General features: G+C 59.1%; 22 protein-coding genes, 1 pseudogene and 1 riboswitch. Of the genes and pseudogenes, 10 read left to right on the top strand and 13 right to left on the bottom strand.

Annotated elements, in window-relative coordinates:
* Positions 1–36 precede the first annotated feature (36 nt).
* From glpD to ACD590_RS27230, 3 genes are read right to left on the bottom strand one after another with little or no spacing between them, the layout of a single operon-like run.
* Complete coding sequence (glpD, locus tag ACD590_RS27240) at positions 37–1,584, bottom strand: glycerol-3-phosphate dehydrogenase (RefSeq protein ID WP_439003836.1); 1,548 nt, start codon at positions 1,582–1,584, stop codon at positions 37–39.
* Positions 1,581–2,393, bottom strand: a complete 813-nt coding sequence (locus ACD590_RS27235) for an HAD-IIB family hydrolase (protein WP_018245336.1) — start codon at positions 2,391–2,393, stop codon at positions 1,581–1,583. The genes glpD and ACD590_RS27235 overlap by 4 nt, the downstream gene beginning before the upstream one ends.
* Before the next feature lie 4 nt (positions 2,394–2,397).
* Positions 2,398–3,753: a sn-glycerol-1-phosphate dehydrogenase gene (locus ACD590_RS27230; RefSeq protein ID WP_018517450.1), complete on the bottom strand. Its 1,356-nt coding sequence runs from the start codon at positions 3,751–3,753 to the stop codon at positions 2,398–2,400.
* 139 nt (positions 3,754–3,892) lie between these two features.
* Here ACD590_RS27230 and ACD590_RS27225 point away from each other — a divergent pair, with 139 nt between their 5' ends.
* Together ACD590_RS27225 and ACD590_RS27220 are read left to right on the top strand one after the other, a co-directional pair.
* Positions 3,893–4,849 (top strand): sugar-binding transcriptional regulator, encoded by a 957-nt coding sequence (locus ACD590_RS27225; protein WP_018444532.1) that lies wholly within the window; start codon positions 3,893–3,895, stop codon positions 4,847–4,849.
* 116 nt (positions 4,850–4,965) lie between these two features.
* The gene (locus ACD590_RS27220) at positions 4,966–6,459 is read left to right on the top strand and encodes a xylulokinase (RefSeq protein ID WP_439003835.1); all 1,494 of its coding nucleotides are present in this window, start codon (positions 4,966–4,968) and stop codon (positions 6,457–6,459) included.
* A gap of 39 nt (positions 6,460–6,498) precedes the next feature.
* Here the strand turns inward: ACD590_RS27220 and ACD590_RS27215 are convergent, their stop codons facing one another.
* Positions 6,499–8,460 carry an elongation factor G gene (locus tag ACD590_RS27215; RefSeq protein WP_439003834.1) on the bottom strand — a complete coding sequence of 654 codons (1,962 nt, stop codon included), beginning with the start codon at positions 8,458–8,460 and terminating at the stop codon, positions 6,499–6,501.
* 506 nt (positions 8,461–8,966) lie between these two features.
* Here ACD590_RS27215 and ACD590_RS27210 point away from each other — a divergent pair.
* The 4 genes and pseudogenes from ACD590_RS27210 to ACD590_RS27195 form a co-directional block, all read left to right on the top strand.
* Positions 8,967–9,692, top strand: coding sequence for a DUF2726 domain-containing protein (locus ACD590_RS27210; protein ID WP_439003833.1), 726 nt, complete (start codon positions 8,967–8,969; stop codon positions 9,690–9,692).
* Between the two features lie 90 nt (positions 9,693–9,782).
* Positions 9,783–10,667, top strand: a complete 885-nt coding sequence (locus ACD590_RS27205; RefSeq protein WP_439003832.1) for a PGN_0703 family putative restriction endonuclease — start codon at positions 9,783–9,785, stop codon at positions 10,665–10,667.
* Positions 10,657–11,154, top strand: coding sequence for a hypothetical protein (locus ACD590_RS27200; protein WP_439003831.1), 498 nt, complete (start codon positions 10,657–10,659; stop codon positions 11,152–11,154). The genes ACD590_RS27205 and ACD590_RS27200 overlap by 11 nt, the downstream gene beginning before the upstream one ends.
* A gap of 493 nt (positions 11,155–11,647) precedes the next feature.
* Positions 11,648–11,801, top strand: a pseudogene (locus ACD590_RS27195) (integrase); the annotation flags it as partial.
* Between the two features lie 93 nt (positions 11,802–11,894).
* On the opposite strand, the gene ACD590_RS27190 reads toward ACD590_RS27195, so the two are convergent.
* From ACD590_RS27190 to ACD590_RS27175, 4 genes are all read right to left on the bottom strand, one after another.
* Positions 11,895–12,245, bottom strand: coding sequence for a type II toxin-antitoxin system RelE/ParE family toxin (locus tag ACD590_RS27190; RefSeq protein WP_020572920.1), 351 nt, complete (start codon positions 12,243–12,245; stop codon positions 11,895–11,897).
* Positions 12,226–12,501: a type II toxin-antitoxin system ParD family antitoxin gene (locus ACD590_RS27185; protein WP_018517443.1), complete on the bottom strand. Its 276-nt coding sequence runs from the start codon at positions 12,499–12,501 to the stop codon at positions 12,226–12,228. Before ACD590_RS27185 ends, ACD590_RS27190 begins: the two co-directional genes overlap by 20 nt.
* A 270-nt stretch (positions 12,502–12,771) precedes the next feature.
* Positions 12,772–13,509, bottom strand: coding sequence for a GGDEF domain-containing protein (locus tag ACD590_RS27180; protein WP_131591534.1), 738 nt, complete (start codon positions 13,507–13,509; stop codon positions 12,772–12,774).
* Between the two features lie 323 nt (positions 13,510–13,832).
* Positions 13,833–14,252 (bottom strand): GNAT family N-acetyltransferase, encoded by a 420-nt coding sequence (locus tag ACD590_RS27175; protein ID WP_439003830.1) that lies wholly within the window; start codon positions 14,250–14,252, stop codon positions 13,833–13,835.
* Between the two features lie 394 nt (positions 14,253–14,646).
* Here ACD590_RS27175 and ACD590_RS27170 point away from each other — a divergent pair, with 394 nt between their 5' ends.
* Entirely contained in the window at positions 14,647–14,793 is a 147-nt protein-coding gene (locus ACD590_RS27170; protein ID WP_155256962.1) for a hypothetical protein, read from the top strand.
* A gap of 227 nt (positions 14,794–15,020) precedes the next feature.
* On the opposite strand, the gene ACD590_RS27165 is transcribed toward ACD590_RS27170, so the two are convergent.
* The 5 genes from ACD590_RS27165 to thiC are packed head-to-tail and all read right to left on the bottom strand — an operon-like array spanning position 15,021 to position 19,405.
* Positions 15,021–15,629: a thiamine phosphate synthase gene (locus ACD590_RS27165; RefSeq protein WP_018245347.1), complete on the bottom strand. Its 609-nt coding sequence runs from the start codon at positions 15,627–15,629 to the stop codon at positions 15,021–15,023.
* Positions 15,626–16,399, bottom strand: a complete 774-nt coding sequence (locus tag ACD590_RS27160) for a thiazole synthase (protein ID WP_018517438.1) — start codon at positions 16,397–16,399, stop codon at positions 15,626–15,628. The genes ACD590_RS27165 and ACD590_RS27160 overlap by 4 nt, the downstream gene beginning before the upstream one ends.
* Positions 16,400–16,402: 3 nt before the next feature.
* Positions 16,403–16,600: a sulfur carrier protein ThiS gene (gene thiS, locus ACD590_RS27155; RefSeq protein WP_439003829.1), complete on the bottom strand. Its 198-nt coding sequence runs from the start codon at positions 16,598–16,600 to the stop codon at positions 16,403–16,405.
* 4 nt (positions 16,601–16,604) lie between these two features.
* Positions 16,605–17,582: an FAD-dependent oxidoreductase gene (locus ACD590_RS27150; protein ID WP_439003828.1), complete on the bottom strand. Its 978-nt coding sequence runs from the start codon at positions 17,580–17,582 to the stop codon at positions 16,605–16,607.
* Entirely contained in the window at positions 17,582–19,405 is a 1,824-nt protein-coding gene (thiC, locus tag ACD590_RS27145; protein ID WP_439021003.1) for a phosphomethylpyrimidine synthase ThiC, read from the bottom strand. Before thiC ends, ACD590_RS27150 begins: the two co-directional genes overlap by 1 nt.
* Before the next feature lie 99 nt (positions 19,406–19,504).
* Positions 19,505–19,637, bottom strand: a riboswitch (TPP riboswitch).
* Positions 19,638–20,254: 617 nt separating this feature from the next.
* Between thiC and ACD590_RS27140 the strand changes: the two genes are divergently transcribed.
* The 3 genes from ACD590_RS27140 to nthB are packed head-to-tail and all read left to right on the top strand — an operon-like array spanning position 20,255 to position 22,549.
* Entirely contained in the window at positions 20,255–21,229 is a 975-nt protein-coding gene (locus ACD590_RS27140; RefSeq protein WP_439003826.1) for a CobW family GTP-binding protein, read from the top strand.
* Between the two features lie 38 nt (positions 21,230–21,267).
* Positions 21,268–21,768 carry a DUF1097 domain-containing protein gene (locus tag ACD590_RS27135; RefSeq protein WP_018245354.1) on the top strand — a complete coding sequence of 167 codons (501 nt, stop codon included), beginning with the start codon at positions 21,268–21,270 and terminating at the stop codon, positions 21,766–21,768.
* Between the two features lie 37 nt (positions 21,769–21,805).
* On the top strand, positions 21,806–22,549 hold the full coding sequence (gene nthB, locus ACD590_RS27130; protein ID WP_018517432.1) for a nitrile hydratase subunit beta: 744 nt from the start codon (positions 21,806–21,808) through the stop codon (positions 22,547–22,549).
* Positions 22,550–22,591: the final 42 nt, after the last annotated feature.

Genomic DNA, 22,591 nt, shown 5'->3' with positions numbered 1-22,591 from the left:
GCGCAAGCCGGCATGCGTCTTCAAAGCTGCGGCCGGTCAGTGTGCCGCTGCTTTCTTCTCACTGTGCATGCTTGTCGCGGAGCGTTGCTCTGCCATCCAGGCATCCAGTTCGGTAATCTCGTTCAAGCCCATGCGTATGCCGGCTTTTGTCCGGCGAAACACCACATCCTCGGCCGTGCGCGCATACTCGCGGGTCATCAGGAAACGGACCTCCGCCTCCGTCAGGTCGGCGCCGAAGGACCGGCCCAGGTCAGCCCGTGTGCGGGAACCGGCCAGAATGGCGCGCGCCTCGGAACCATAGTGCCTGACAAGGCGCCGCGCCGCGCGTATGTCCAGAAATCCATAGTCCCGCGTAAGATCCTGAGCCAGGAACTCTGCTGAACCTGCGGGAAAGTCGCCGCCGGGCAAGGCATGCTTGCCCGTCCAGTGCGCCCTTACACCCCACTCTGGGAACCGCGTTGCCAACTTCTGCATCGCATTCTCGGCAAGGCAGCGATAGGTTGTAATCTTTCCACCGAAGATACTCAGAAGCGGTGCTTCGTCTTCCGCGCCGTCGACTTCCAGCACATAGTCGCGCGTGGTTTCCTGCGCATTGGCAGCACCGTCGTCGTAAAGTGGCCGAACGCCGGAATAAGTCCAGACGACCTCTTCTCGCGTCACCCCGGCCTTAAAATAGGAAGAGGCTGCCTGGCACAGATAGTCGATCTCGTCATCCGAAATACGGACGTTTTCGGGTTGATCCTTATGATCGACATCGGTTGTGCCGATCAGTGTGAAGTCGTCCTCGTACGGGATGGAGAAGACGATACGTCCATCGGGATTCTGGAAAATGTAGCAGCGATCATGTGCGTACAGGCGCGGTACGACAATGTGAGAGCCCCTGACGAGCCGGATTTTTGCTTGCGTCTTCCGGTTCAAAACGATGGCCAGAACCTGGTCCACCCACGGACCGGCGGCATTGACAAGCGCCCGGGCAGAAATTGTCTCGCATCGCCCGGTTTCAGCATCCTCCACGGTCACATGCCACAGCCCGTTCTCGCGGCTTGCCTGCACGCAACGTGTGCGCGTGCGAATGTCGGCGCCCCGTTTTTCCGCGTCGCGCGCATTGAGGACGACGAGGCGGTTGTCCTGTACCCAGCAATCGGAATATTCGAACGCGATGGCGGACACGTCGCGAAGGGGTGCGCCGACGGGATCACGCGAAAGCTTGAGTGTCCGTGTTCCCGGAAGCTTTTTCCGACCGCCGAGATGATCGTAGATGAACAATCCGAGCCGCAACAGCCACGCCGGCCGCAGCCCCTTGCGATGCGGCAGCACGAAACGGAGCGGCCAGATGATATGCGGCGCTACGTGCCACAGAACCTCCCGCTCGCGCAGCGCATGGCGCACGAGCCCGAATTCATAGTGTTCGAGGTAACGAAGGCCACCATGAATGAGCTTGGTCGACGCCGATGACGTGGCGGAGCCAAGATCCGACTGTTCGCACAGAAAGACGCGGAGCCCGCGACCGGCCGCGTCGCGCGCCAGACCAGCGCCGTTGATTCCGCCACCGATGATCGCCAAGTCGTACGTCGCCATCGTCATGCAGTCGGTCTCCCCTTGCGGGCTTCCAGAAGACGGTCTGCAACCTCGACGAAACCTTGTCCGCCTTCAGCGGCCGTTACATAAGTCGGTTCAGCCTCGATGCGGCCTTGAAAATGCAGGACATTGGCAACGCCGCAGGCGTTGGGAAAGAAGTGGAACATCGGCGCATCGTTCGGACTATCGCCGACGAACACGACCTTGTCCTTATCCCGGTCGATATCGAGCCCGAGCACGTCGGCCGCGAAACGGCGCGTCATCGTCAACTTGTCATAGGCACCATACCAGCCGTTGACATGGATGGACGAAACCTTTGCAACCGCACCCTCCTCCTCGAAGATCCGCTTGATGCGGTCCACTGCGCTGGCCGGCAAGGATGGCACATCCTCAGAAAAGTCGATGGCGAGGTCGGCCTCGCGATAAAGCTGGTCGGCCGAAATGGCGGTACCGGGCACTTCGGCCAGGATGCGAGCGCGCACTGTTTCCAACCGTTTACGATCATCGGCGCGCTGATCGCTACTGATCGCGAAAACACGGCGCATGCGCCGGCTGTGTTGATCATAGGAAAAATAGAATGCGCCGTTTTCACCTACAACGCCTGAAACGGGCCACATCCGCGCAATCATATCGCACCAGCCAGCGGGTCGGCCGGTGATGGGAGCTACAGCAATGCCGGCGTCCAGAAGTCGCTCCAACGCCTGATAGGCGCAGGCCGGCAGACGTCCGTCCGTGGTCAGCGTGTCGTCTATATCGGCAAACAGCGTATGGATCCTGCCTGCATCTTCCAACGGCATTTCGACGATCGCGCGCATGAGATCACACCTCCCCGCGCGAGAAGTCTTCGAGAATGCCTTCGTCGGCGGCGATATCGAGAAACGAATACCGGTTGCGCATCTCGCGGCAGTGAACCACTGCCTCACGGTAAAAGTCGACCGGCACGCCGAGTTCCTGTGCCGTCGTGGGACCACCTGCTGCCTTGAGCAGCCGCGTCATTTCTTCGACCGGAATGACGAAGGCTTTCAGTTCCTCCCGCAGTACCGGCCAGATCTCGGCGATCTTTTCATTGAGCGCGCCGATTTCTTTTTCATCGAAGATCTTGGGCTGAATCTCATTGAAGCATTGTTGGGCAATATCTGCGCCCATGCGACGCGACATTCCCTGAAGATCGATCCTGGTTGCCTTCATTTTCGGCGGTGACGCGTTTTCCAGGTAGTGCCGCTGTAAGCGGCCCATGGTCAGCACGCCGACGCCAACCTGCTGGCCATGAAGCGTCCCCGGATGGCGGTCTCCCGCGAAGCAATCGATGTAGTGGGAGATCTGGTGTTCGCCCATGGAGCCATGGTTCGACATGCCGGTAAAGGAGACACCGAGACCGCACATCGTCAGAACACGGTAGAGGTAGCCGTTTGCGGAGACATCGCCGCGGTTGATCCCCTCGGCGCGCCGGTTTAGCTCCGCCTCGTCCTCCTGCTGAATGATATAAGGCGCGTTATCGTAGGCCGTCCCGAAGAGGCGATGCGACAGCCACCAGTCCACCTGCGCCACAGACCGAACGAGGCAATCGGCGAAGCCGGCAGCCGATAGATAGGTGGGCGCCGCAGCGGCGACAGAAAGGTCGACAAAGAAACCCGCCGGCGCATGCGATGGCAAAGACACTTTGAGACCGTTGTCGAGGGTTATAGACGCGGTGGTCGAGGTATAGCCGTTCATCGAGGCGGCGGTGCCGAATACACAATACCGCCGTCCATCGAGGCCGGTCACGTATTTCACCAGATCGTTGATCGTGCCCGACCCCACTGCGACCACACCTTCGGCGCCTTTCAGTTTTTCGGTCAACACAGCCACATTCGCCATATCGGCATGCGGATGGTCGAGAAGAACGGTCTTGACGGGGCCGAGCGATTGGAGTGCATGGGCGATGCGTTCACCCATCGCATCCCAGGTGGCGTGATCGGCCACGACTGTGAATGTGTTGCCTAGCCCTAGTCCGGCAACCAGTTCGGCTTCCCGTCCCTCAAGGGTATCTGCGATGACGATCGATTCGTAAGGCACAGTTGCTGGTTTGCGGGTCTCCGGATCCACCCAGCGCCCGGCGACGATATCATCAATCAACGCGGTCCAGCCGCCCTGGGGAGCGCTTGCGGCGCCGCCCTGGTTCCCTGTCGTTTCCATTCCTGATGTCCAGTCTTATTGTGATGAAAACAAAAGACACCAGCCACTGACACTTGTCAATACATAAATCAAACTGCCTTGACATTTGCCATCCGGTGTCATCAGATAAGGTGGAAACAAGGAAACACCGAGGAAACACATGCTGGACGCAGGCGTCACCCTGCCCACGGAGTTCGACGACGCCGTCAATTGGGCCGCATGGCTCTATTACGCCGACGAGATGACCCAGAGCGAAATCGCCAAAACGCTCAACGTCTCCCGCGCGACAGTCGTCAATTACCTTCAAGAGGCGCGCAGCCGTGGCATTGTCTCCATCCGGATCAGCACCTATGCGAGCGGACGGACAAAGATCGCCCGTGCATTGAAGGAAAAATTTGGCCTTGAAGGCGCGCTGGTCATCCCCTCGACCGGAAATGGAGACCTCGTGCGTCGGTTGGGGGACGCCGGAGCCCGTGTTCTGGCCGACCAGGTGACGACGGGAGATGTAATTGGGGTGGCTTGGGGGCGCACCGTGCTTTCGGTCGCCGATCAGATTTCACTTCCTGAACCGGTCTCCAATCTCACCGTGGTCCAGGTCTCGGGAAGTTCTACGGGCGAACCGGATTTCTCGCCCGAATTGTGCACCTCGCTTCTGTCGAGCCGTATTGGCGCGCGTTGCGTCAACCTTCTGGCACCGGCCATTCTATCGACCAAGGAACTCAGGGCGATGCTGCTCGACGAACCAGTCCTGAAAAAGCAGTTCGACCTCATACACTCGACAAACCGCATTTTGTTTGGTGTCGGCGATGTCGGCCCTAAAAGCACCGTGCGAGCGTCCGGGATCGCAAGCCAAAGGGAAATCGACACATATGTCGAACATGGTGCGGTCGCGGTTATCATCGGTCGGTTTATCGATGCGCACGGTCGCGCGGTAGGCGGCGAGCACGATGAACGAATGGTCGGAATCGCACTCGAAGAGCTTATTCAGACGCCCAATAGGATTTGCGTGGCAGGTGGGGCCGGCAAGATAGAGGCCATTACCGCAACACTCGAAGGCGGTTACGCGACGCATTTCGTCACAGACATGGCCACGGGAGAGGCCTTGTTGGGGGTTTGACAATCACAAGCAGTGGCGAAGGGCCGCTGCCTGTGGAGGTATTCAATGGACCCACCCGCATCACATCGGTTCGTACCGAGGTATCGCGGATCACTCAGCGGAGAGGAGCCGCTTTAATGCAGTCGGAGGAACGTTATGTCATAGGGATCGATTCATCGACGCAATCGGTGAAGGCCATTGCCTGGTCGAAAGACGGTCAGCCTTGTTTCGAAGGGCGTGCGCCGCACACGCTTATAACGCCTGACGCCCACCGGGCAGAACAGGATCCCGACGAATGGTGGAGCGCAGCGATCACTGCCTTGAAAGCTGTAGCCGGAGCTACCGATCCCGACCGCATCGATGGCATAGCGATTTCCAATCAGCGCGAGACAATGGCATTGCTGGACGACCAGCGACGTCCGCTGGCGCCCGCCACGGTTTGGCTCGACCGGCGTGCGCGGGACATGCCCGCGCTCCTTGCTGACGAATTGGGCGCGGATGTTCTGCACGGCATATCCGGAAAGCCGGTCGATGTTATTCCTTGCGTCTATCGCCTGCGCTGGATGCGTGCCAATCAGCCGGAGTTGCTCGATAAGGCGGCTTATATTCTGTCCGTGCATGACTACTTGACGATGCAGCTGAGCGGCACACCGCAGGCGACATGGACAAGCGCCGATCCGTTCGGAATTTTCGATATCGTCAGTAAAACCTGGTCGAAGACGATCCTCGGCCACCTCATGATCGACGAGGCCAAGCTTCCGTCGCTCAATCCGCCCGCCTCCAGAATCGGCTCCATCTCCCAGGAAGCCGCTGCGCAGACGGGCCTGAAACCAGGCACGCCAATCTTTGCTGCCGGCGGAGATGGTCATTGCGCCGCTCTTGGCGTAGGCGCGATCGAACCGGGGACAGTCTATCTTAATCTCGGAACAGCGGTCGTGGGTGGCCTCTGGTCGGCCACGCCGGAATTGAGCGGACATTGGCGCACGCTGGTATCTCCCACTGGCGACGGCTATGTTCTGGAAAGCGTACAGCGGGGCGGTGCTTTTTTCGTGAACTGGCTGCTCGATAATTTCGCTGGCGGACGCACGGATGTGGCGGTTTTTCAACGACTAGAGGCGGAAGCCATGCGCCTGCCTGTCGGCTCTGACGGGCTGACGGTGTGCCCATATCTGATGGGCTGTATGGATCCCTACTGGGATGAAAATGCGCGGGCGAGTTTTACTGGCTTCGGGCCGGATCACGGAATGGGTCATCTCTATCGCGCATCCCTTGAAGCGATCACGCTCGAATTTGCAAGGAGCTTGCAGGAGATGAGGGCCACGGGGCTCGTAGCCGAGCGAATTTTCGTGATCGGCGGCGGAGCTTCGAGTGTGCTGTGGAGAAAAATGGTTTCAGATGCTACAGGGCTTCCTGTCCATCGCAGCCTCTCCAATGAGGCATCGGCACTTGGTGCAGGCATTGCGGCAGCGGTGGGTGCCGGGTGGTACAGCAATTTCCACGAAGCGAAAAATGCCATGGCGCGGACGACCGAAGCCCTTGCGCCTGATCCTGCCGCTTACGAGGATTGGCTTACCCTCTCGGAAAGACAGGCCCAAGTTTACATCAACAATCGCGACCAAGGGCGGACGTGAGCCCGGCTCTGTGAACGAGCATGAAGTGGCGCGAACGTTTCAGTGTGCGGTGCCTGGTTTCTCGTTTGCCCTCACAATGGCGTCCGCTTCCTTGCCGTATAGTTCCTCGAAGTGATCGAAGGTCTTGGAAAAATAACCAATGCCCTGCGTCGCCGAGCGCAGCGCCCGCGCCAGATCGTTAAGCGCGCCGCCCGGAACGAGCGCCCGGAAGATGTCCCATCCCTTGGCGGTTTCATCACGGTCGAAGCCGAGAACCTGACCGTTGAGAGCGGCGACGATCTGGACAAGGCTGCCTGAATAGACCGATGGGATGTGGAACTCGCTGCGGAAGACCGGCTGCATCAAGACGGTCGATCCTTCGGAAAGCGCCTGTCGCACCCCCATTTTCGACGCAGTCCGGAAGGCGTGTTCCGAGCTGTCGACGGTATGGTGCTGACCATCTAACAGCGTTACGCCGACATCGATGACTTCGAAGCCTAGCGGTCCTTTCTCCATCGCTTCGCGCGCGCCCGCTTCGACGGCGGGGATGTAATTGCGCGGAACGGCGCCGCCCTTGATGGTTTCGCCAAAGGTGAAGCCCTGGCCGCGCTCGTTGGGGTGAATGCTCAACTTCACATCCGCGAATTGCCCGGCACCGCCGGTCTGTTTGCGATGGCGGTAATGAACCTCCGACGGTTTCGTGATCGTCTCGCGGTAGACTGGGCTGGGCGTTCGGTCGGTCACGGAGATATGAAAGACATCGGACAGCGTTCGGCAGAGATCACGCAGATGCACCGGCCCCTGGGCACGGACGAGTTGAGCGCCCGTGCCTTCCTCCTGCAAGACTTTCAGACCACGATCCGTCTGGGAAAGTTTCGCCAGCGTTTCTGAAAGTTTGTTTTCATCGCGCTCGCTGCCTGGAATTAGGATCCTTTCAAGCATCGGCGTGGGTGGATCCGTCCACTCGGGCGGGGCGACCACCGCGCCGGAGGTCAATAGCGAAGGGACGGGCAGGTGGTCGGACTTGACCGTTGCGAAGACATCCCCCGGCGCAGGCAGAACCGCCGAATCGGACCGCCCGTTTGCGAGATTTTGTATGGCGCCGAGGTTGGAGCCGCCCAGTGATGCGCCTTGCCGCAGTCCCTCGCCAAGTGCGCGCACGAGCACCGTCTTGCCGACATTCTGGCGATGATAGGCATGGAAGCTCACGGCCACCAGCTTGCCTTCATCGACAGTTCCCGTATGAGCGAGACGCTGCCGAAGAACCCCTAACGGCGGCGCCTCGTGGCGCAGCGCCTTCATCAGCCTCGTCATGCCGTTGCCGTGACTTGCAGCACCGATCAGGACCGGGATAATTCTATTTTCCCTGAGAACCCGTGATGAAATGGCATAGAGCGCGTCGCTGGGCGGCTCGCGATCCTCGATCAGTTCCTCGAGAAGCCAGTCATCAAATTCGGACAGGTGTTCCAGGAGCTCGGTGCGCGCTTCGTGCTCGCGCTCGGCGGCGCTTTCGGGGATTGCGATCAGCGCCGAAGTCTGGCCTTCCCGGTAGCGCCACGCCCGTTCCGAAATCAGATCGCAACTGCCTATGATCCTGTCTCCCTCGCGGATCGGGATTTGGCGAAGCAAAAGCGTGTGGTTGGCGTAGTCTTGAAGCGCGGCGATCACGTCCCTCAGCCGCCCTCTCGGTTCGTCCATCCGGTTGACGAAGAGGATGCACGGCGTCTCCGAGGCTTCGACTATCCGCAGATAGGGCGCGGCGAGCACAGCCTCCTCGGGTGCCGATGAAACGCACAGGATGCAGGCGTCGCTGGCAAGAAGCGCGTGCTGCGCATGCGCCAACGCTTCGTTGGGTCCTGGCGCATCCAGCGCACACCACGCCTCGTTTCCGAAGGTGAATTCCGTGAGGTTCAATCCGTAGGGGGAGCTGGATTTTTTCGGCGCCCCCTCCAAGGAGCCGAGCTTTTCCACGACTGTCGATTTTCCGGTCTGCGAGGGTCCAAGCACGGTAAAGCAGCGCATCGGTCTTCCTCCAACTGCCATAAACACAATTTTCAGCCATCATAGGATGCCCTGAACCGCTGCAAGGCGCCAGAGGTGTTCAGTTTCACGACGCTTTGACTTAGACTTGCATTTGAGGCTGATCCATTGAGCTTACGGTTCGATACTAAATCCGAGAAAGTCTCGTTTGATCTTGAAGCCAACCCGACGGGCTGGCAGGAAAATTGCTTCTTCCGCCTTTCTCGACCTAGGCTTCGGGTGCTGATTACGGCCAAGGGCTGGAAGCCGTCGACGGCGGAGGGCGTCAGGTTCAGTTCCTCCGCAGTTGCATGAAAATCTCCGCCCGCGCCGCTGCTTGTGCCAGGGACGTAGGAACGTCCTGCGCCGAGGCGGATGTTAACTGACCGCTAGAGCCAATATCGGTTCCTCGGGGGAAGCTTCATGCGTGCGCCCCCTCATTCTTTTGGATAGCTTTTCGCGCATCGTAAAAGCGTAATACTATCTTGGCGGGAAATCCGGAGAGGGGCATGCAATATCGCCAAAGGTCGGTGCTGTTCGCAGCACCTTGGCTGATCATCGGAGCTGCCGCAGCCGGCGCTTCGAGCGGTATAACGATTGCAGACTTCGAAAAGCCGGAACTGTTAGTCGCCGCACTGTTTGTCGGCATTATCATCGGAATGGCCGTTGAGCAGTTCCTCGCCACGATGAACAAACAGGCGTGGCGGCAGAGAAGCAGATCACGCTGGGAGAACCGGCGCCGGAACGAGCGCATCGTACCGAGGCCCTGGCTTCAGACGCCAGTTGCGGAGCGATTGCGACCGGTCGATGCTGCGGATCAACTGCGTATCGTGATGCGCTCGAATTTCACGATTCAACCATTGCTGAACAAAAGCGAAGCCCGGGTGTTTTGGGAGCTCGACAGCGTCGTGATCGGCTGCAATTCCTCCTGGCAGGTGATGGCGCAGGTTTCATTGGGCGAGATCCTCCGAAGTGCCGATCCGGAGGCCTACAGTTGCATCAACTCCAAACGTGTCGACCTGCTCCTCGTGGACGGTAACTGCCAACCGCGGCACGTCATCGAATACCAGGGCGGAGCGCACCATCAAGGAGCCACGGCCGCGCGTGACGCGGTAAAGAAGGAGGCGCTACGACGCGCCGGGATCGGCTATTATGAAGTGGTGGCTGGTCAAACGACGCCGTCGGAACTCAGGCGATTGGTCGAGAAGCTGGTGGACAAGCCGAGTGTCACTTAAAGCGATCTCAACACGCATGACTGCACGCTCGTGCCTCTCTGAGTGGATAAGCAGATTGCCGTGCCTTAATGGAATTGAGGCGCACCCGAGATGATCTCCGACTTCGAGGCAGTTCGCGAAAATCTGTTTCCGGCGAGTCACGGAGCGATCGAGGACTGGAGCAAGTTCCCCTGGCATCGTGATCGAACCAATCAAATTCAGGCTTATAAGGCGCATTCGTCGCAAGCCATCGCAATCGATGTCTTCGGCACCCTGAAGATGAGCAGAGACCGCGATCGCATTTTCGACGCCATCGCTGAGTGCGTGGGGGTGGCACGGGGTGGCCCATGGGCAGTAATACTCGAGTGGACTGATACCGATCGGCTTCTGGGAGAACCCAGGCCGACGCAAGTGGATGCACTTGCCGTCGGCTCTGCGGCCGCACTTGTCATCGAGTGCAAGTTCACCGAGCCCGCAGGACAATGTAGCCAAACGGCCGTTTCTCGCTCGGGCGAACGCCAATGCAACGGAAACTACCAAGACCAAATCAACCCAGGCAATGGCGTGCGATCGCGATGCGCTCTGACAGGCAAGAGCATCCGGTACTGGGAATACATCCCAAAGATCTTCGAGCTCGATCCAGGTGTGGACCATACGCCCTGCCCCTTTAAGGGAGACGCCTATCAGTGGATGCGCAACGCCGTGTTGGCGGCTGCGCTAGGCAAACACCGCAATCTTCAAGCGGCTGCCCTAGCAGCCTTTGCCGATCATCCAATTTTTCCAACAGCGCGAAAAGTGAAACGAGGCCTGGTGGATCCTAGTCTCGCCGGCCAAGGGGCGATAACGCCTGTCTCATACCAGCAGATCGTTGCGATCGCCTGCCAAGTCGGCCGTGACCGAGCGCTCTGGAACGAGCTTTCTGCATGGATAGATCATAAGATCGCACGGGCAGCGTCGCGAAAATCGGACTTCCAAGAGGTTCAAAATGGATGCTGATATCTGGAATGGAGCCTTCTATGACGATGGCGAGTGGGTTTCCTGGTCCGACGTGGAAGAACAACTCCAATATCAAGAGTGGCGTGCCAAGTATCCCAATGCGATTAGACATCTGATCCCATATTTTCAGGACCTCTTGGCACTGGCCGAAAGCTACCACTGTGAGACAGGTCGTCATCTTGATGTGTACGGCGTCATTGGTGAACTGTTCGGAGCAATCACCTACGGAATAAAGCTGAATAAGAACTACGCGCAGGGTGCCGACGGGCGGCTGGGCAACGACCACGTGGAGATCAAAACCATCACGCCGTTCAAGTCCAAGGACGAGGTTTCCGTCAAGGTGTCGAGTAATTTCAGCAAGCTGCTCGTCGTGAAAATCAACGGCGACTTTGAAGTGTCGTCGCGGATGGTTGACCGCTCGAAGCTTCCGAAAACGACCAAACCTCTCCTGAGGATAAGGTGGAGCGATCTGCCCAAAGGCCAATGACGACTTCATGCGTGATCGCGCCAAGTGGCGGCCTACCCCTCAGGCCCTCGAGCGCCCTCTCCTCTCGTGCGGCAAACTTTGGTTGCACGACGTAGCAGCCAAAAATCATTAATTCAGAATTTTAGATGCACGCGTATAGTCCGCTTGGCATCACAGCATCCGTGCCTTGAGGGGTCGAGGGCAATGAACTGGAACACATCGTCGACATTCACGGCCGCTTTGGGCGCCGCTTGCGGTGATTGCGGCATTGGCCAGTGGCGGCAGGGCGCGGCGTTAGCACATCGAGATCCGACAATCTCTGAAGTCCAAATTCAATATCATCCGACCGCAAAGAGGCAGGCTCCGAAAGGTGCTGGGGCTTATCAAGTGTTTGGCCGCTCGCGATGAGCAGCGTGACAAGTGTACTATCCCAGTCTGCACAACCGGCGAAAATCCTCAGAAAACTCGACGCTTCGGGCTCCATCCCTCGGACCATGAATAGGAACGCAACTTGACCGGCCATTTGCTGCGCGCCGGCCTTGCCCTCCTCGGGCGATGTCGAGGAGCGCTATGTTGAAAAACAGCAGGGGCACACTTCGGCTGAGTTGACGCGCAAACGTCAGCGGCGGCGCGGCCGCTTCCGCAGCAACCTCACCAAGCGTCTCGGCTTTAAGGGCCCTCCCCAAGCGGTCAAAATTGCCGGCTGGGTGTTCGCGCTTCAATTGAAATCGGGGAGTAAAAGCTACAGGGCTGTAGGGACCTTATCCCGCCAGCATACGTGCGAGCATATTTCTGATGTGGTCCTGCGCGCTGTAGAAAATTGCCGCGACAATGATTTTGCGGCTATCTTCTACCGGTAGAAACCAAATAGCTGCCTTGTCCCGCCGAAGAAACCGGATCCCGGGATGAATATCGGGCCGCAGAGTCCCGATATAAGGCGTATCGACGAGACGATCGATTTCGACACGCAGTTTGTGGATCCGTTCAGCGGTGCGCTCCACCGCCTCGTCAGGCGAGTCCCCGAGTTCGACATAGGCGCCGAACAGATGATCGAAGATCAACTCGAAATCGCGTTCGGCATCCTCTGAATATTCAAGAGTCCACACGAACAACCCGTCGCTTCCGCTCAATCATTGCCGAGACGCGGCTTTCCATTTCCGTCGCAGTAATCATAGGTCCATTCAATCGCCGCTGAACCAATTCGCGAAGCGCTGCCGTTTCGACGGTCTCGGTTTCCGTCTTTTGGCGAAGCAGTTCTAGGCCCTGCTGAAGAACGGAACTCAGGCTGGCATACCGGCCGCTCTCCACCAACGAACGGGCAAACGCATCCTGCTGGTCGGTCAGCGAGATCGACGATTTGACACTCATAGGTTTAACTCCTTTGAACCTAATTTGCTACTCAGTAGCACATTTGTCAATATGACGAGATGTCCGTCAGGGCGGCAAAGGATGGCAGCGCAATGTCAATCCAGGATCAACGCTGGATCAATAGCTTTCTGCTGGTTCGCGGTCCGCGTCACGATGTGCGCCGCCGAGCGCCCCGCCGGGGGCCGAGTGTCCCAAGCGATTCTTGAATATCCGGTTCTCGGACTCTCAGCACTAGCTGTGTGGAAAGGTCCTCGGACATATGCTCGACAGCTACCCGATCACCATGTTTCTACCCGAGGCTTTAGCCTGATAAAGGTTTTCGTCCGCGGCTTTCAAACAAGAGTGTGGATGAAACCCCGGCCGGCAATGAAACACACCGATACTCGCCGAGATTAGCACTTTCGAACCCGAAGGAGATCGCAGATCAATACGCGCGATCTCTTCCCGGATTTCCTCGCTACGTATAAGCATCTCGGCAGGCGTCAAATTGCGTTGAAACAGACCGAACTCTTCGCCCCCGAGGCGTCCTGCGAACCCTGACTGCCCTTGGTAGCGGGCGAGGATAAGACCGGTGCAGCGGAGTGCTTCATCGCCCGTTGCATGACCATATCGGTCGTTGATCGACTTGAAATAGTCGAGGTCCAGAAACAGCAAGGCGCCGGATACACCGTGTTGACTGGTCGCGTCTAGCTCTTCAAGGAAGGCGCTGCGAGTGAGGGTGCCCGTCAGGCCATCCGTGCGAGATTGGAGGCGAAGGGCGTCATAAGCGTCCGCGAGCTTGTTCAAAGCCTCTTTTGTCGCAGCTTCAGCGCGTCGGACTTTTTCCGACTGAGTAAAATGCAGCGCCGAAGCCGGGATCGATATCGCCAGCGGGCAAAAAATCGTCATGAATAGGCCAGCGCCTGCCACTTGTCCGCCCAACAGTGGAACAATGATGAATGAAAGTGCCAGTGAGGCGAACACTGAAAGCAGTCCAGTTAAAATAGACTTCTCGACAATACGACGCATCAATACCACCGTGACGAAGTGAAACTGCTATGAGCTCATCAATTTAAAATGGGTTGAAACACATCGATAAAACTTGATTCATGCGTCTCTCTCACCGACGATTTGCCTCGAATGGCCACCCCCCGCATCTGGCCGCCAGATCGTCGCAGCTATCCTTGTTCTGTTTTTAACTATGCGAGAAAGCGCGGCTGCGCGGTCGGTCATCGTGGCCGTCTTGAATGGTCGTGGAACATCGAGAGGTTTATCCCATGATTGCCGCCCGGCGGATTTGCGCGTCTAAGCCTGCCGGCAGAAGACGGGAAGGCTCGCCGGACGGCCTGTCGTCAGGCAAATTTCCTCGCCATCCCGACCGAGCGCGGCGCGGTTTCAGCGAAACCGAACTGTCGGTACAGGCGGTTCGCCGGGACGTCGGCGATCAGACTGACATAGGCCGTCTTTGGCAACTGGTTCTCGATATGGTTCGTCAGCGCAGCCATGATCATCTTGCCAAGCCCCCTGCCCTGGTGTTCGGGCATGATCGCGACGTCGGTGACTTGAAAGAAGCAGCCTCCGTCGCCGATGATGCGACCCATGCCAATTACCGCGTCGCCGCTCATCAGGCAGACACCAAAGATCGAGTTGGGCAGCCCCCTTTCGGCCGCCTCTTTCGAAAAGGGGCTGAGGCCCGACAGGTATCGCAGGCGCAGGTAATCGTCGATGCCCGGGACGCGGGGCTCGATGCGGTAATCGTCATGCTGGGTCATGTGATGCCTTTCACTGTACGTCTCCTAAAAAATCTCTCTCGCCACCGTTATCGCGGTGCTGGCGATTGATGGGCCAAGTTATCGCGCTATGAACTGGCCCTAAAAAGATAACAGAACGTCTCTCCAGGCCATGTTTCCTCCGAACCACTCTCTGATCATCCGCAAACGGCTGCGATCACTTCGCCAATAACCGCGGCCGACAATCGCGCTTAAAATGGAACTCGCGGCAAGCCAAAGGTCCCGAAGACCGTGGCGATGGAAGTTTCATCCAGAGCTCTGTCCCTAAGCGGGAAAAAATCCGTGCGCTTAACCATGTTGATTAGCCTTTGATTCATCCTCCCAGAGCAGTTTGCGGCCGGGATGGCTGGGAACCAACCTCAAAGGATCAAAAGCTATGACCTATGCACTCGTGCTTTTCTCGGCGGTAACGGCGATCGTGGTGTCCATTTCGGCGATTGGCACTGCACCGGCGCCGAATAGCAAGTGGCCGGAAATCCATTCGGAAAAGACCTCCAGACTGGCGCCGGCGCACCGGCCCTGAGCCGCCATATTGGATGAATAGCGGATTCGCGAAGCGGCGTCGGTTGCGCCGCTTGCATTGGACAAAGCCACCTCAACAGACGCTACTAAGGCGGATTACGCCTGCGGCCGCGGCTGCGATACCGGTCAGGCCCTCATCAACGCTAATTTCCACGTCGATATCGGGATACTGCGCCAAAAACAACGTGGACTTCCTACAGAGCGCACGACGGAAGCGTGGTGGTACCCTCAATAACGCCACGGTGCCGTGCGATCGATCCATTCGCGCGTCCGCGCTTCGGGATCGGCGTTCAAGGTGATGTCGGTGACAACCGCCACGGTGTCAGCGCTCGCGTCGAATACGCCCTGTAGCCTGTCCACATTCAAGCCTCCGATGGCCACCAGCGGCAAGGGTGCGACACGCTTCTTCCAATCCGTGATCCGTTCCAGACCTTGCGGCGCCCATTTCATCTGCTTGAGAACGGTGGGATAGATCGGGCCGAGCGCCACATAGTCAGGTTTCGCAGCCAACGCCGTTTCGAGCTCCGTCTCGTCATGTGTGGAAAGACCGAGTTTGAGGCCGGCTCTGCGAATAGCATCAAGGTCGGCTTCCACCAGATCCTCCTGGCCCAGATGGATGAAATCGCATCCCTCGTCGATCGCCAGTTTCCAGTAGTCGTTGACAACCAGCTGGCAATTCGCCGCTGCGCAAACGGCCTTGGTACGACGGATTTCCTGGCGCAGGATCTCGTCCGGGCGATCCTTCACGCGCAGTTGCACCAGTTTGACGCCCAGCGGCACGAGACGTTCGATCCATTCGGAACTGTCGACGATGAGATAGAAGGGATCGAGCCTCATGCGAAAACGCCCTTTCCGACAACCGGGGTGGACGGTACCGCCATGTCGCGCGGCTCCAGCATGCCGGAAAGATAAGCGAGCCTTCCGGCCTCGATCGCCTTGCCAAACGCCTCGGCCATGGCAGGCGGATCGCCTGCGACGGCGACCGCGGTATTCAGCAACACCGCGTCGTAGCCGAATTCCATCACCGCTGCCGCATGCGACGGCCTCCCGATCCCCGCATCCACGATCAGCGGGATGTCCGGAAAGGCGCTCCGCATTGCCTTGAGCGCGGAAGGGTTGCGCGGACCGGCCGCAGAACCGATCGGCGCGCACCAGGGCATCAAGACCCGACATCCGACGGAGACCAGTTTTTCACCGACCACCAGATCGTCCGTCGTATAGGGAAATACGCAAAACCCTTCCGAACAAAGAATGCGTGCGGCTTCGACCAGTTCGAACACATCCGGCTGGAGACTGTCGTGATGGCCGATCACCTCGAGCTTGATCCAGTCGGTACCAAATACTTCGCGCGCCATCTTGGCGGTCAGGATCGCCTCCGACGCACTGTGACATCCCGCGGTGTTGGGCAGGACGTGCACCGCGAGCTGGCGGATGAGTTCGAAGAAGGCTCCCCCCGTCTTTCCGCCGGCCGTTTCGCGGCGAAGCGAGACCGTGACAATCTCCGCGCCGGACCGGCTCACCGCCTCGGCTAGGACGGCCGGCGAAGGATAACGCGCGGTACCGAGCAGAAGCCGCGAAGACAGTGCAGCATCATAAAGAGAAAGCATGGATCAACCTCCCTGCATCGGGGACAGGATTTCGATACGGTCACCATCGTCCAGCCGGTGATCGGCTCGGTCCTCGCGATGCACGAGATCTCCGTTGACGGCGGTTGCCAACCAGTCGCCCCCGTATTCCAGAACATGAAGAAGTTCGGCCAGGGTTACGGCCTCGCAGACCTGGGTTTCGCCATTGATGATCAGTTTCATGGGGTTAGCCTTTCAGACGTGAATGTCGCGCGAGGAGAATATCGGCGGCCCGCACAGCCATGGCGGGGGCCAACAGGAAGCCATGCCGATGCATGCCGGCGATGGCGAGCCCCTCCTCTGTTTCGATTACTTGCGGAATGTTGTTGGCAAACGCCGGACGTATGCCGGTCCCGGTCTCGACAACACGTGCCTCGCCAAACGCCGGATGCAGCGTATAGGCCGCGTTCAGGAATTCCATGAGCGAACGCGCGGTAATCGGTCCGTCATCTTCGGCCTCGATCATCGTCGCCCCGACCATGAAACGGTGATCGTCGCGGGGCACGATATAGATCGGATGGCGTGGATGCAGCATCCTGATCGGCCTGGAAAGCGTCACATCCGCAGTTTCCAGATAGAGCATTTCGCCTCGCACGCCGCGCATGCCGGAAAGTCGCGGTATCGCCGCTGGCCCGGTGCAGTCGAGCACGCCGGCAAATCGCCGGTCTTGCGGCTCGTGTCCGCCGAAATTGAAGACGACGCCACGCTCGCGGAGCCTGCCGGCTAGTCTGGCCAGTGCGCGGCGTGGATCGAGATGCGCTTCCTGCTGGAAGAAAAGAGCCTTTTCGAAGCGGCCGGCAAGTGCAGGTTCGAGGTCGGTCACACCCTTGCGATCGATCCAGACATGACCGGTCGTGCGCGCCGCAAACCGGACGAGATCCGGAAGGTCACGCGGCTGCGCCAAGACCAGAGTACCGCGGCGACGAACCTCGCCGGGCACGGCCTCCTCCCACCATCCGGCCGCGCCCAGGCCCAATGTCAGGACAATCTCTTCGGCCGCCTCCCGTTCGCAATAGGGCGCGAGCATTCCTCCAGCAAAGTGCGAGGCGCCAAGTCCCGCCGCGCCGGCTTTTTCGATCACCTCGACCGAAAAGCCCCGCATGACGAGCTCATGGGCCATCGCGAGGCCGGCAACGCCGGCCCCTTTGACGAGAAAGGTAGACATTATGCGTTACCCGGAAGGTCTGCGACCGGCATGTAAAGATCGCCGCCATCGCGGTATTTGGCGGCCATGGCTTGCAACCCCTCCCTCTGCGCTTCGGCGCGGATATCGTGCGAAATCCGCATCGAGCAGAATTTCGAGCCGCACATGGAGCAGAAATGCGCCACCTTATGCGCCTCCTTCGGCAGCGTTTCGTCGTGGAAGGAACGCGCGGTTTCCGGATCGAGCGAGAGGTTGAACTGGTCCTCCCATCGGAACTCGAAACGGGCGCGCGACAACGCATCGTCGCGCACCCGCGCCGCCGGATGGCCCTTGGCGAGATCGGCGGCATGTGCCGCGATCTTATAGGTGATGACGCCCACCTTGACGTCGTTGCGGTCCGGCAGGCCGAGATGTTCCTTGGGCGTCACGTAGCAGAGCATGGCGGTGCCGAACCAGCCGATCATCGCAGCCCCGATGCCGGACGTGATGTGGTCATAGCCCGGCGCGATATCGGTGGTTAGCGGTCCGAGCGTATAAAAAGGCGCCTCGCCGCAAACCGCGAGCTGCTTGTCCATGTTTTCCTTGATCTTGTGCATCGGCACATGGCCGGGACCTTCGATCATCACCTGGCAATCCTTCGCCCAGGCGATTTTCGTTAACTCGCCGAGCGTTTCCAGTTCCGCGAACTGCGCCGCATCGTTGGCGTCAGCGATCGATCCCGGGCGCAGGCCATCCCCGAGCGAGAAGGAAACGTCGTAAGCGCGGCAGATGTCGCAGATTTCCGCGAAATGCTCGTAAAGAAAGCTCTCCCTATGGTGGTGCAGACACCACTTGGCCATGATCGAGCCGCCGCGGGAAACGATGCCGGTGACGCGATTGACGGTCAGCGGGATATAGGCGAGCCGCACGCCGGCATGGATGGTGAAATAGTCGACGCCCTGCTCGGCCTGTTCGATCAGCGTATCGCGATAGACCTCCCAGGTGAGGTCCTCGGCAATGCCGTTTACCTTTTCGAGTGCCTGGTAGAGCGGTACGGTGCCGATCGGCACCGGCGAATTGCGGATGATCCATTCGCGGATGTTGTGGATGTTTCGGCCGGTCGACAGGTCCATGACGGTGTCGGCACCCCAGCGGATCGCCCAGACCATCTTCTCCACTTCTTCCGCCATGGACGAGGTAACAGCCGAATTGCCGATATTGGCATTGATCTTTACCAGGAAGTTCCGGCCGATGATCATCGGTTCGGATTCTGGATGGTTGATATTGGCGGGAATGATCGCTCGGCCTTCCGCGACTTCCCGACGGACAAAATCCGGTGTCACGAAATCCGGGATATGGGCCCCAAAACTTTCGCCGTCGCGGATGAGAGCTTCCTTGGCCGCCTGTCGGCCGAGGTTTTCGCGAATGGCGATGAATTCCATTTCCGGCGTGACGATGCCGGCCCGCGCATAAGCGAGCTGGGTAACGGCCCTCCCCGCCTTCGCCTTGAAAGGCTGGCTGCGAACGGGGAATTCCGGCGTCAGCCTGTCGCCTGAAACAAAGCCGTTATCCTCCGGCCTGACGATGCGGCCCCCGTAGGATTCAACATCACCGCGAGCAAGAACCCAGCTTTCGCGCAGGCGTGGCAGGCCTGCATCAATGCGGATTTCGGCACCTTCTGCGGTGTAAGGACCCGAAGAATCGTAGACAGTGACTGGCGGTTCGCCAGAGGTCGGATGCAGTGCGATCTGACGCATCGGTACGCGGATATCCGGATGAATGGTGCCTGCTTTCAGGACTTTCGCGGAGGCGGGAAGCGGACCTGTGGTGACGAACGGAGTGAGTTTGGTGGCTGCAATATTCATGGTTCGAGGCTCCAAGTTTTGACGTTTGGAGACCCAGTTCCAGTGTTGGAATGATGAAAAAACGCCGTGGATTCCGAAGGACGGATACCCGCCCTCGCTGCCGCAGCGCCCGCACCGTCCCTACGCCAGTATGAACTGGATCAGGTTCAACGGGTCACTGCGCCTCGGGCGGCCAAAGCCGATCCGACCAGCAGTATCTCAGCCCCTTGGCGGGACCCCCCTGGTGAATAGGGCTAAGCTATTGTGAGAAATGCCGCTCCGTCAAGCCCTTAGGGCACCATTCAGAACCCATATCCCGACCGCTTGAGTTCTATTCATCGCGCCGCTGGGCTGACTGGCTTCATGGAGTTTAGCGAATGTGGCATGCTCAGCGCCGCCCCAATTCCCCGCCAGAACCTCCAGGAACGCAAAGCAATCGCCAACGGCTCGGTGCCCATCCGCTGTCACCCGACCACCCCTAGCGGCACCACTTTCGCCGGCGACAATAGAATGCCCTCGAAAAGCCAACTTGCGCATGGCGTCCCTCGCCAAAGCTGCGCAAACCAGACTGTTTTTCATTGCCCATCCTGTCAATGATCGGGAAAAGGGCAATAAGATCAATAATTAGACGGTATGATCAGTTTTTAATCACAAATCAAAAAGCTCATCATTTTGGCAGAATTTGCGGTTTATTTGGCCGAATATGAAACATCAGGTCTCTTGCCTCGTGACGGTATTGCAAGTGTAATTCTCCTCGTCTGATCGGCGCTCCGGCGTAATCAGACCAGCAAACAGCAGCGGAGCCGCCTTTTCAGCCCGGTCATTTGGCCGAGACGGCGGAGGCGTGCTCGGACGGCAAGGGGATGAGGCATGGCAAAGCTTGCGACGACAATTCTGACCGGGTTTCTCGGGACCGGCAAGACCACGCTTCTCAATCACCTGCTCACCTCAATCGAAAACGAGAGCGTAGCGGTGATCGTCAACGAATATGGGGAGGTCGGCATCGATGGAAAGCTCGTGGTGCCGACGGCGGACGAGGTCATCGAGCTGAACAATGGCTGCATCTGCTGCACTGTCAGGGGCGATCTCATCGCCGCGATCGGCGAACTGCTGCGCTCCGGACGGCCAATCGACCGCATCATCATCGAGACTTCGGGTCTTGCCGATCCGGCGCCGGTCATCCAGTCCTTCCTACTCGACGAAACGCTCGCCAGGCGGCTGCAGCTTGATGCGATCGTGACCGTCGTCGATGCCCGCCATATGAAGCAACAGCTCTCTCAGGACGAGGCGAGGGAGCAGATCAGCTTTGCCGACGTGCTGCTGCTCAACAAGATCGACCTGGAGAGCGCCGAGAACCTTGCCGCCACCGAGCAGCAATTGCGCGGGATCAATCCGCTTGCCCGGATCATCCGGACGAGGGATTGCAAGGTCGAGCTCTCCGCGGTGCTCGACGTCGGCGCCTTCGACCTCAAGAACATCCTGTCTATCGACCCCGATATTCTCAAGGACCATGAACACGAGCACGACCAGAGCATCGGTTGCGTGGCGATCCAGGACTTCGGCCCGCTCGATCCGGCGGCGCTGAACGTCTGGCTCAATCGCCTGGCTCAGGAGATCGGCACGGACCTCTTCCGCATGAAGGGCGTGCTGAATCTCCACGGCGAGCAGCGCCGCTATGTCTTTCACGGCGTGCACATGACGCTTGAAGGACGCCCCGGAAAGGCCTGGGGGCCTTCGGAAAAGCGGCTCAACGAAATCGTCTTCATCGGCAGGAACCTCGACGACGCGATGCTTCGAGACGGCTTCATGAGCTGCCTCAGCCAGCAGCGCGCGCTGGCATCCTGATGCGCATCCGCCCAACCCCTCAACAAGGAGACAGACCCATGCCCCCGCTCGTTGCCGCAATGATCAGCCTCGGTGTGCTCGGCGCCATCGACACCTATATCACCGCGACGATATTTCCCGTTCCCGTGTGGGTCACCTTCATCGCCTGGGCGTCGTTCTTCGCCTGCGGCGGCGGAAACCAGGGGCTGGTCAAATCGATCGTTTCCAACTGGACCGGCATCGGCATCGCCTCGATCACGCTGCTGATCATCCAGTATGGCCCGGCCCACCCGATCTTTGCGGCGATCCTGGTCGGCGCCGGCACCTCAGCAATGATCCTGGCCTCGGCCATCCCGATCTTGAACTTTCCGCCGGCGATCGTCTTCGGCTTCGCCTCTCTCGTCGGCACCAGCGCGGCGACGGACACGACGATCGTCACCTCAGGTCTCAATCATCCGACCCTCGTCGCCATGGCCGCGATGCTGCTCGGCGGCGTCTTCGGCCTGCTCTCGGAAATCGGAACCCAGCTTCTGGCCGGCAAGAAATCCGCGACCGCCTGAGCGTCATCGTCACCATTCACCATAAAGGAACGATCCCATGAAACTTCAGCATTATCTTGGCGGCCTTGAGGGGCTGGGGCCCGTGAGCACCGAAACGCGCGTTTTCGTCGATGTCTGGGAAACCAGGATCTTCGGCATCCATACGGCGATGATGGCGCTGTCGCCGCAGCTTCCGCTTCCCGAGACGCCATCGACGTTCAAGACCATCTGGACCTGGGCGGACCTCAGGAAAGGGGCGGAGTCCCTCAATCCGTTCGATTATTTCAGGTTTCGCTATTACGAGAAGTGGCTCGGCGGAATATCGGGATACTTCATCGACAACGGCTATATCACGGCAGAAGAGCTCGATGCGCTGACGGAGGAATATTACAACGAGCCGTCGAAGCCGCTGCACGAGGCCGGCGATGAGGCGATCGACCGGCGCGTCGTGCAATATCTAGTCGAAGGCGACAGCCCCAAGCGCGACGTCGGCGTGACCTTCGAATTCAAAGTCGGCGATACGGTGGCGATCCGCGATGTGCCGACCGTCGAGCATACGAGGCTGCCCGGTTTCCTCCGCAACAAGTTCGGAACGATCGAGACCGTCTATGACGGGGCTTACACCTATCTCTGCGACACCGGCCCCGACGGCGTCGGCGCGGCGATGCCGGTCTACTGCGTTCGCTTCGAACCGAGTGACCTCTGGCCCGATAATGCCGAGAAGAATTTCAGCCTCTATGCCGATCTCTACGCCCACTATGTCGAGGCACCGGAAGCCGGCGAAGCCTCCAAGGCCGCCTGAGACGCACACCAGCCGCCGCCATTCCAGTCAAGGAGCCACAAC

This window comes from Rhizobium sp. 862_C5_N1_2, from assembly GCF_051811205.1.
Classification (GTDB): Bacteria; Pseudomonadota; Alphaproteobacteria; order Rhizobiales; family Rhizobiaceae; genus Rhizobium; species Rhizobium leguminosarum.
The sequence above is the reverse complement of the archived record's forward strand: the minus strand, read 5'-3'. Positions and strand labels throughout refer to the sequence as shown.

What these genes read in the sequence shown, in the direction of transcription:
- ACD590_RS27205 (WP_439003832.1), top strand. Translation starts at nt 9,783, where the DNA reads ATGATCTCCGACTTCGAGGCAGTTCGCGAAAATCTGTTTCCGGCGAGT.
- ACD590_RS27180 (WP_131591534.1), bottom strand. Translation starts at nt 13,509, where the DNA reads ATGCGTCGTATTGTCGAGAAGTCTATTTTAACTGGACTGCTTTCAGTG.
- ACD590_RS27220 (WP_439003835.1), top strand. Translation starts at nt 4,966, where the DNA reads ATGCAGTCGGAGGAACGTTATGTCATAGGGATCGATTCATCGACGCAA.
- ACD590_RS27215 (WP_439003834.1), bottom strand. Translation starts at nt 8,460, where the DNA reads ATGCGCTGCTTTACCGTGCTTGGACCCTCGCAGACCGGAAAATCGACA.
- ACD590_RS27160 (WP_018517438.1), bottom strand. Translation starts at nt 16,399, where the DNA reads ATGCTTTCTCTTTATGATGCTGCACTGTCTTCGCGGCTTCTGCTCGGT.
- ACD590_RS27170 (WP_155256962.1), top strand. Translation starts at nt 14,647, where the DNA reads ATGACCTATGCACTCGTGCTTTTCTCGGCGGTAACGGCGATCGTGGTG.
- ACD590_RS27140 (WP_439003826.1), top strand. Translation starts at nt 20,255, where the DNA reads ATGGCAAAGCTTGCGACGACAATTCTGACCGGGTTTCTCGGGACCGGC.
- glpD (WP_439003836.1), bottom strand. Translation starts at nt 1,584, where the DNA reads ATGACGATGGCGACGTACGACTTGGCGATCATCGGTGGCGGAATCAAC.
- ACD590_RS27185 (WP_018517443.1), bottom strand. Translation starts at nt 12,501, where the DNA reads ATGAGTGTCAAATCGTCGATCTCGCTGACCGACCAGCAGGATGCGTTT.
- thiS (WP_439003829.1), bottom strand. Translation starts at nt 16,600, where the DNA reads ATGAAACTGATCATCAATGGCGAAACCCAGGTCTGCGAGGCCGTAACC.
- ACD590_RS27150 (WP_439003828.1), bottom strand. Translation starts at nt 17,582, where the DNA reads ATGTCTACCTTTCTCGTCAAAGGGGCCGGCGTTGCCGGCCTCGCGATG.
- ACD590_RS27175 (WP_439003830.1), bottom strand. Translation starts at nt 14,252, where the DNA reads ATGACCCAGCATGACGATTACCGCATCGAGCCCCGCGTCCCGGGCATC.
- ACD590_RS27235 (WP_018245336.1), bottom strand. Translation starts at nt 2,393, where the DNA reads ATGCGCGCGATCGTCGAAATGCCGTTGGAAGATGCAGGCAGGATCCAT.
- nthB (WP_018517432.1), top strand. Translation starts at nt 21,806, where the DNA reads ATGAAACTTCAGCATTATCTTGGCGGCCTTGAGGGGCTGGGGCCCGTG.
- ACD590_RS27210 (WP_439003833.1), top strand. Translation starts at nt 8,967, where the DNA reads ATGCAATATCGCCAAAGGTCGGTGCTGTTCGCAGCACCTTGGCTGATC.
- ACD590_RS27200 (WP_439003831.1), top strand. Translation starts at nt 10,657, where the DNA reads ATGGATGCTGATATCTGGAATGGAGCCTTCTATGACGATGGCGAGTGG.
- ACD590_RS27230 (WP_018517450.1), bottom strand. Translation starts at nt 3,753, where the DNA reads ATGGAAACGACAGGGAACCAGGGCGGCGCCGCAAGCGCTCCCCAGGGC.
- ACD590_RS27165 (WP_018245347.1), bottom strand. Translation starts at nt 15,629, where the DNA reads ATGAGGCTCGATCCCTTCTATCTCATCGTCGACAGTTCCGAATGGATC.
- thiC (WP_439021003.1), bottom strand. Translation starts at nt 19,405, where the DNA reads ATGAATATTGCAGCCACCAAACTCACTCCGTTCGTCACCACAGGTCCG.
- ACD590_RS27135 (WP_018245354.1), top strand. Translation starts at nt 21,268, where the DNA reads ATGCCCCCGCTCGTTGCCGCAATGATCAGCCTCGGTGTGCTCGGCGCC.
- ACD590_RS27225 (WP_018444532.1), top strand. Translation starts at nt 3,893, where the DNA reads ATGCTGGACGCAGGCGTCACCCTGCCCACGGAGTTCGACGACGCCGTC.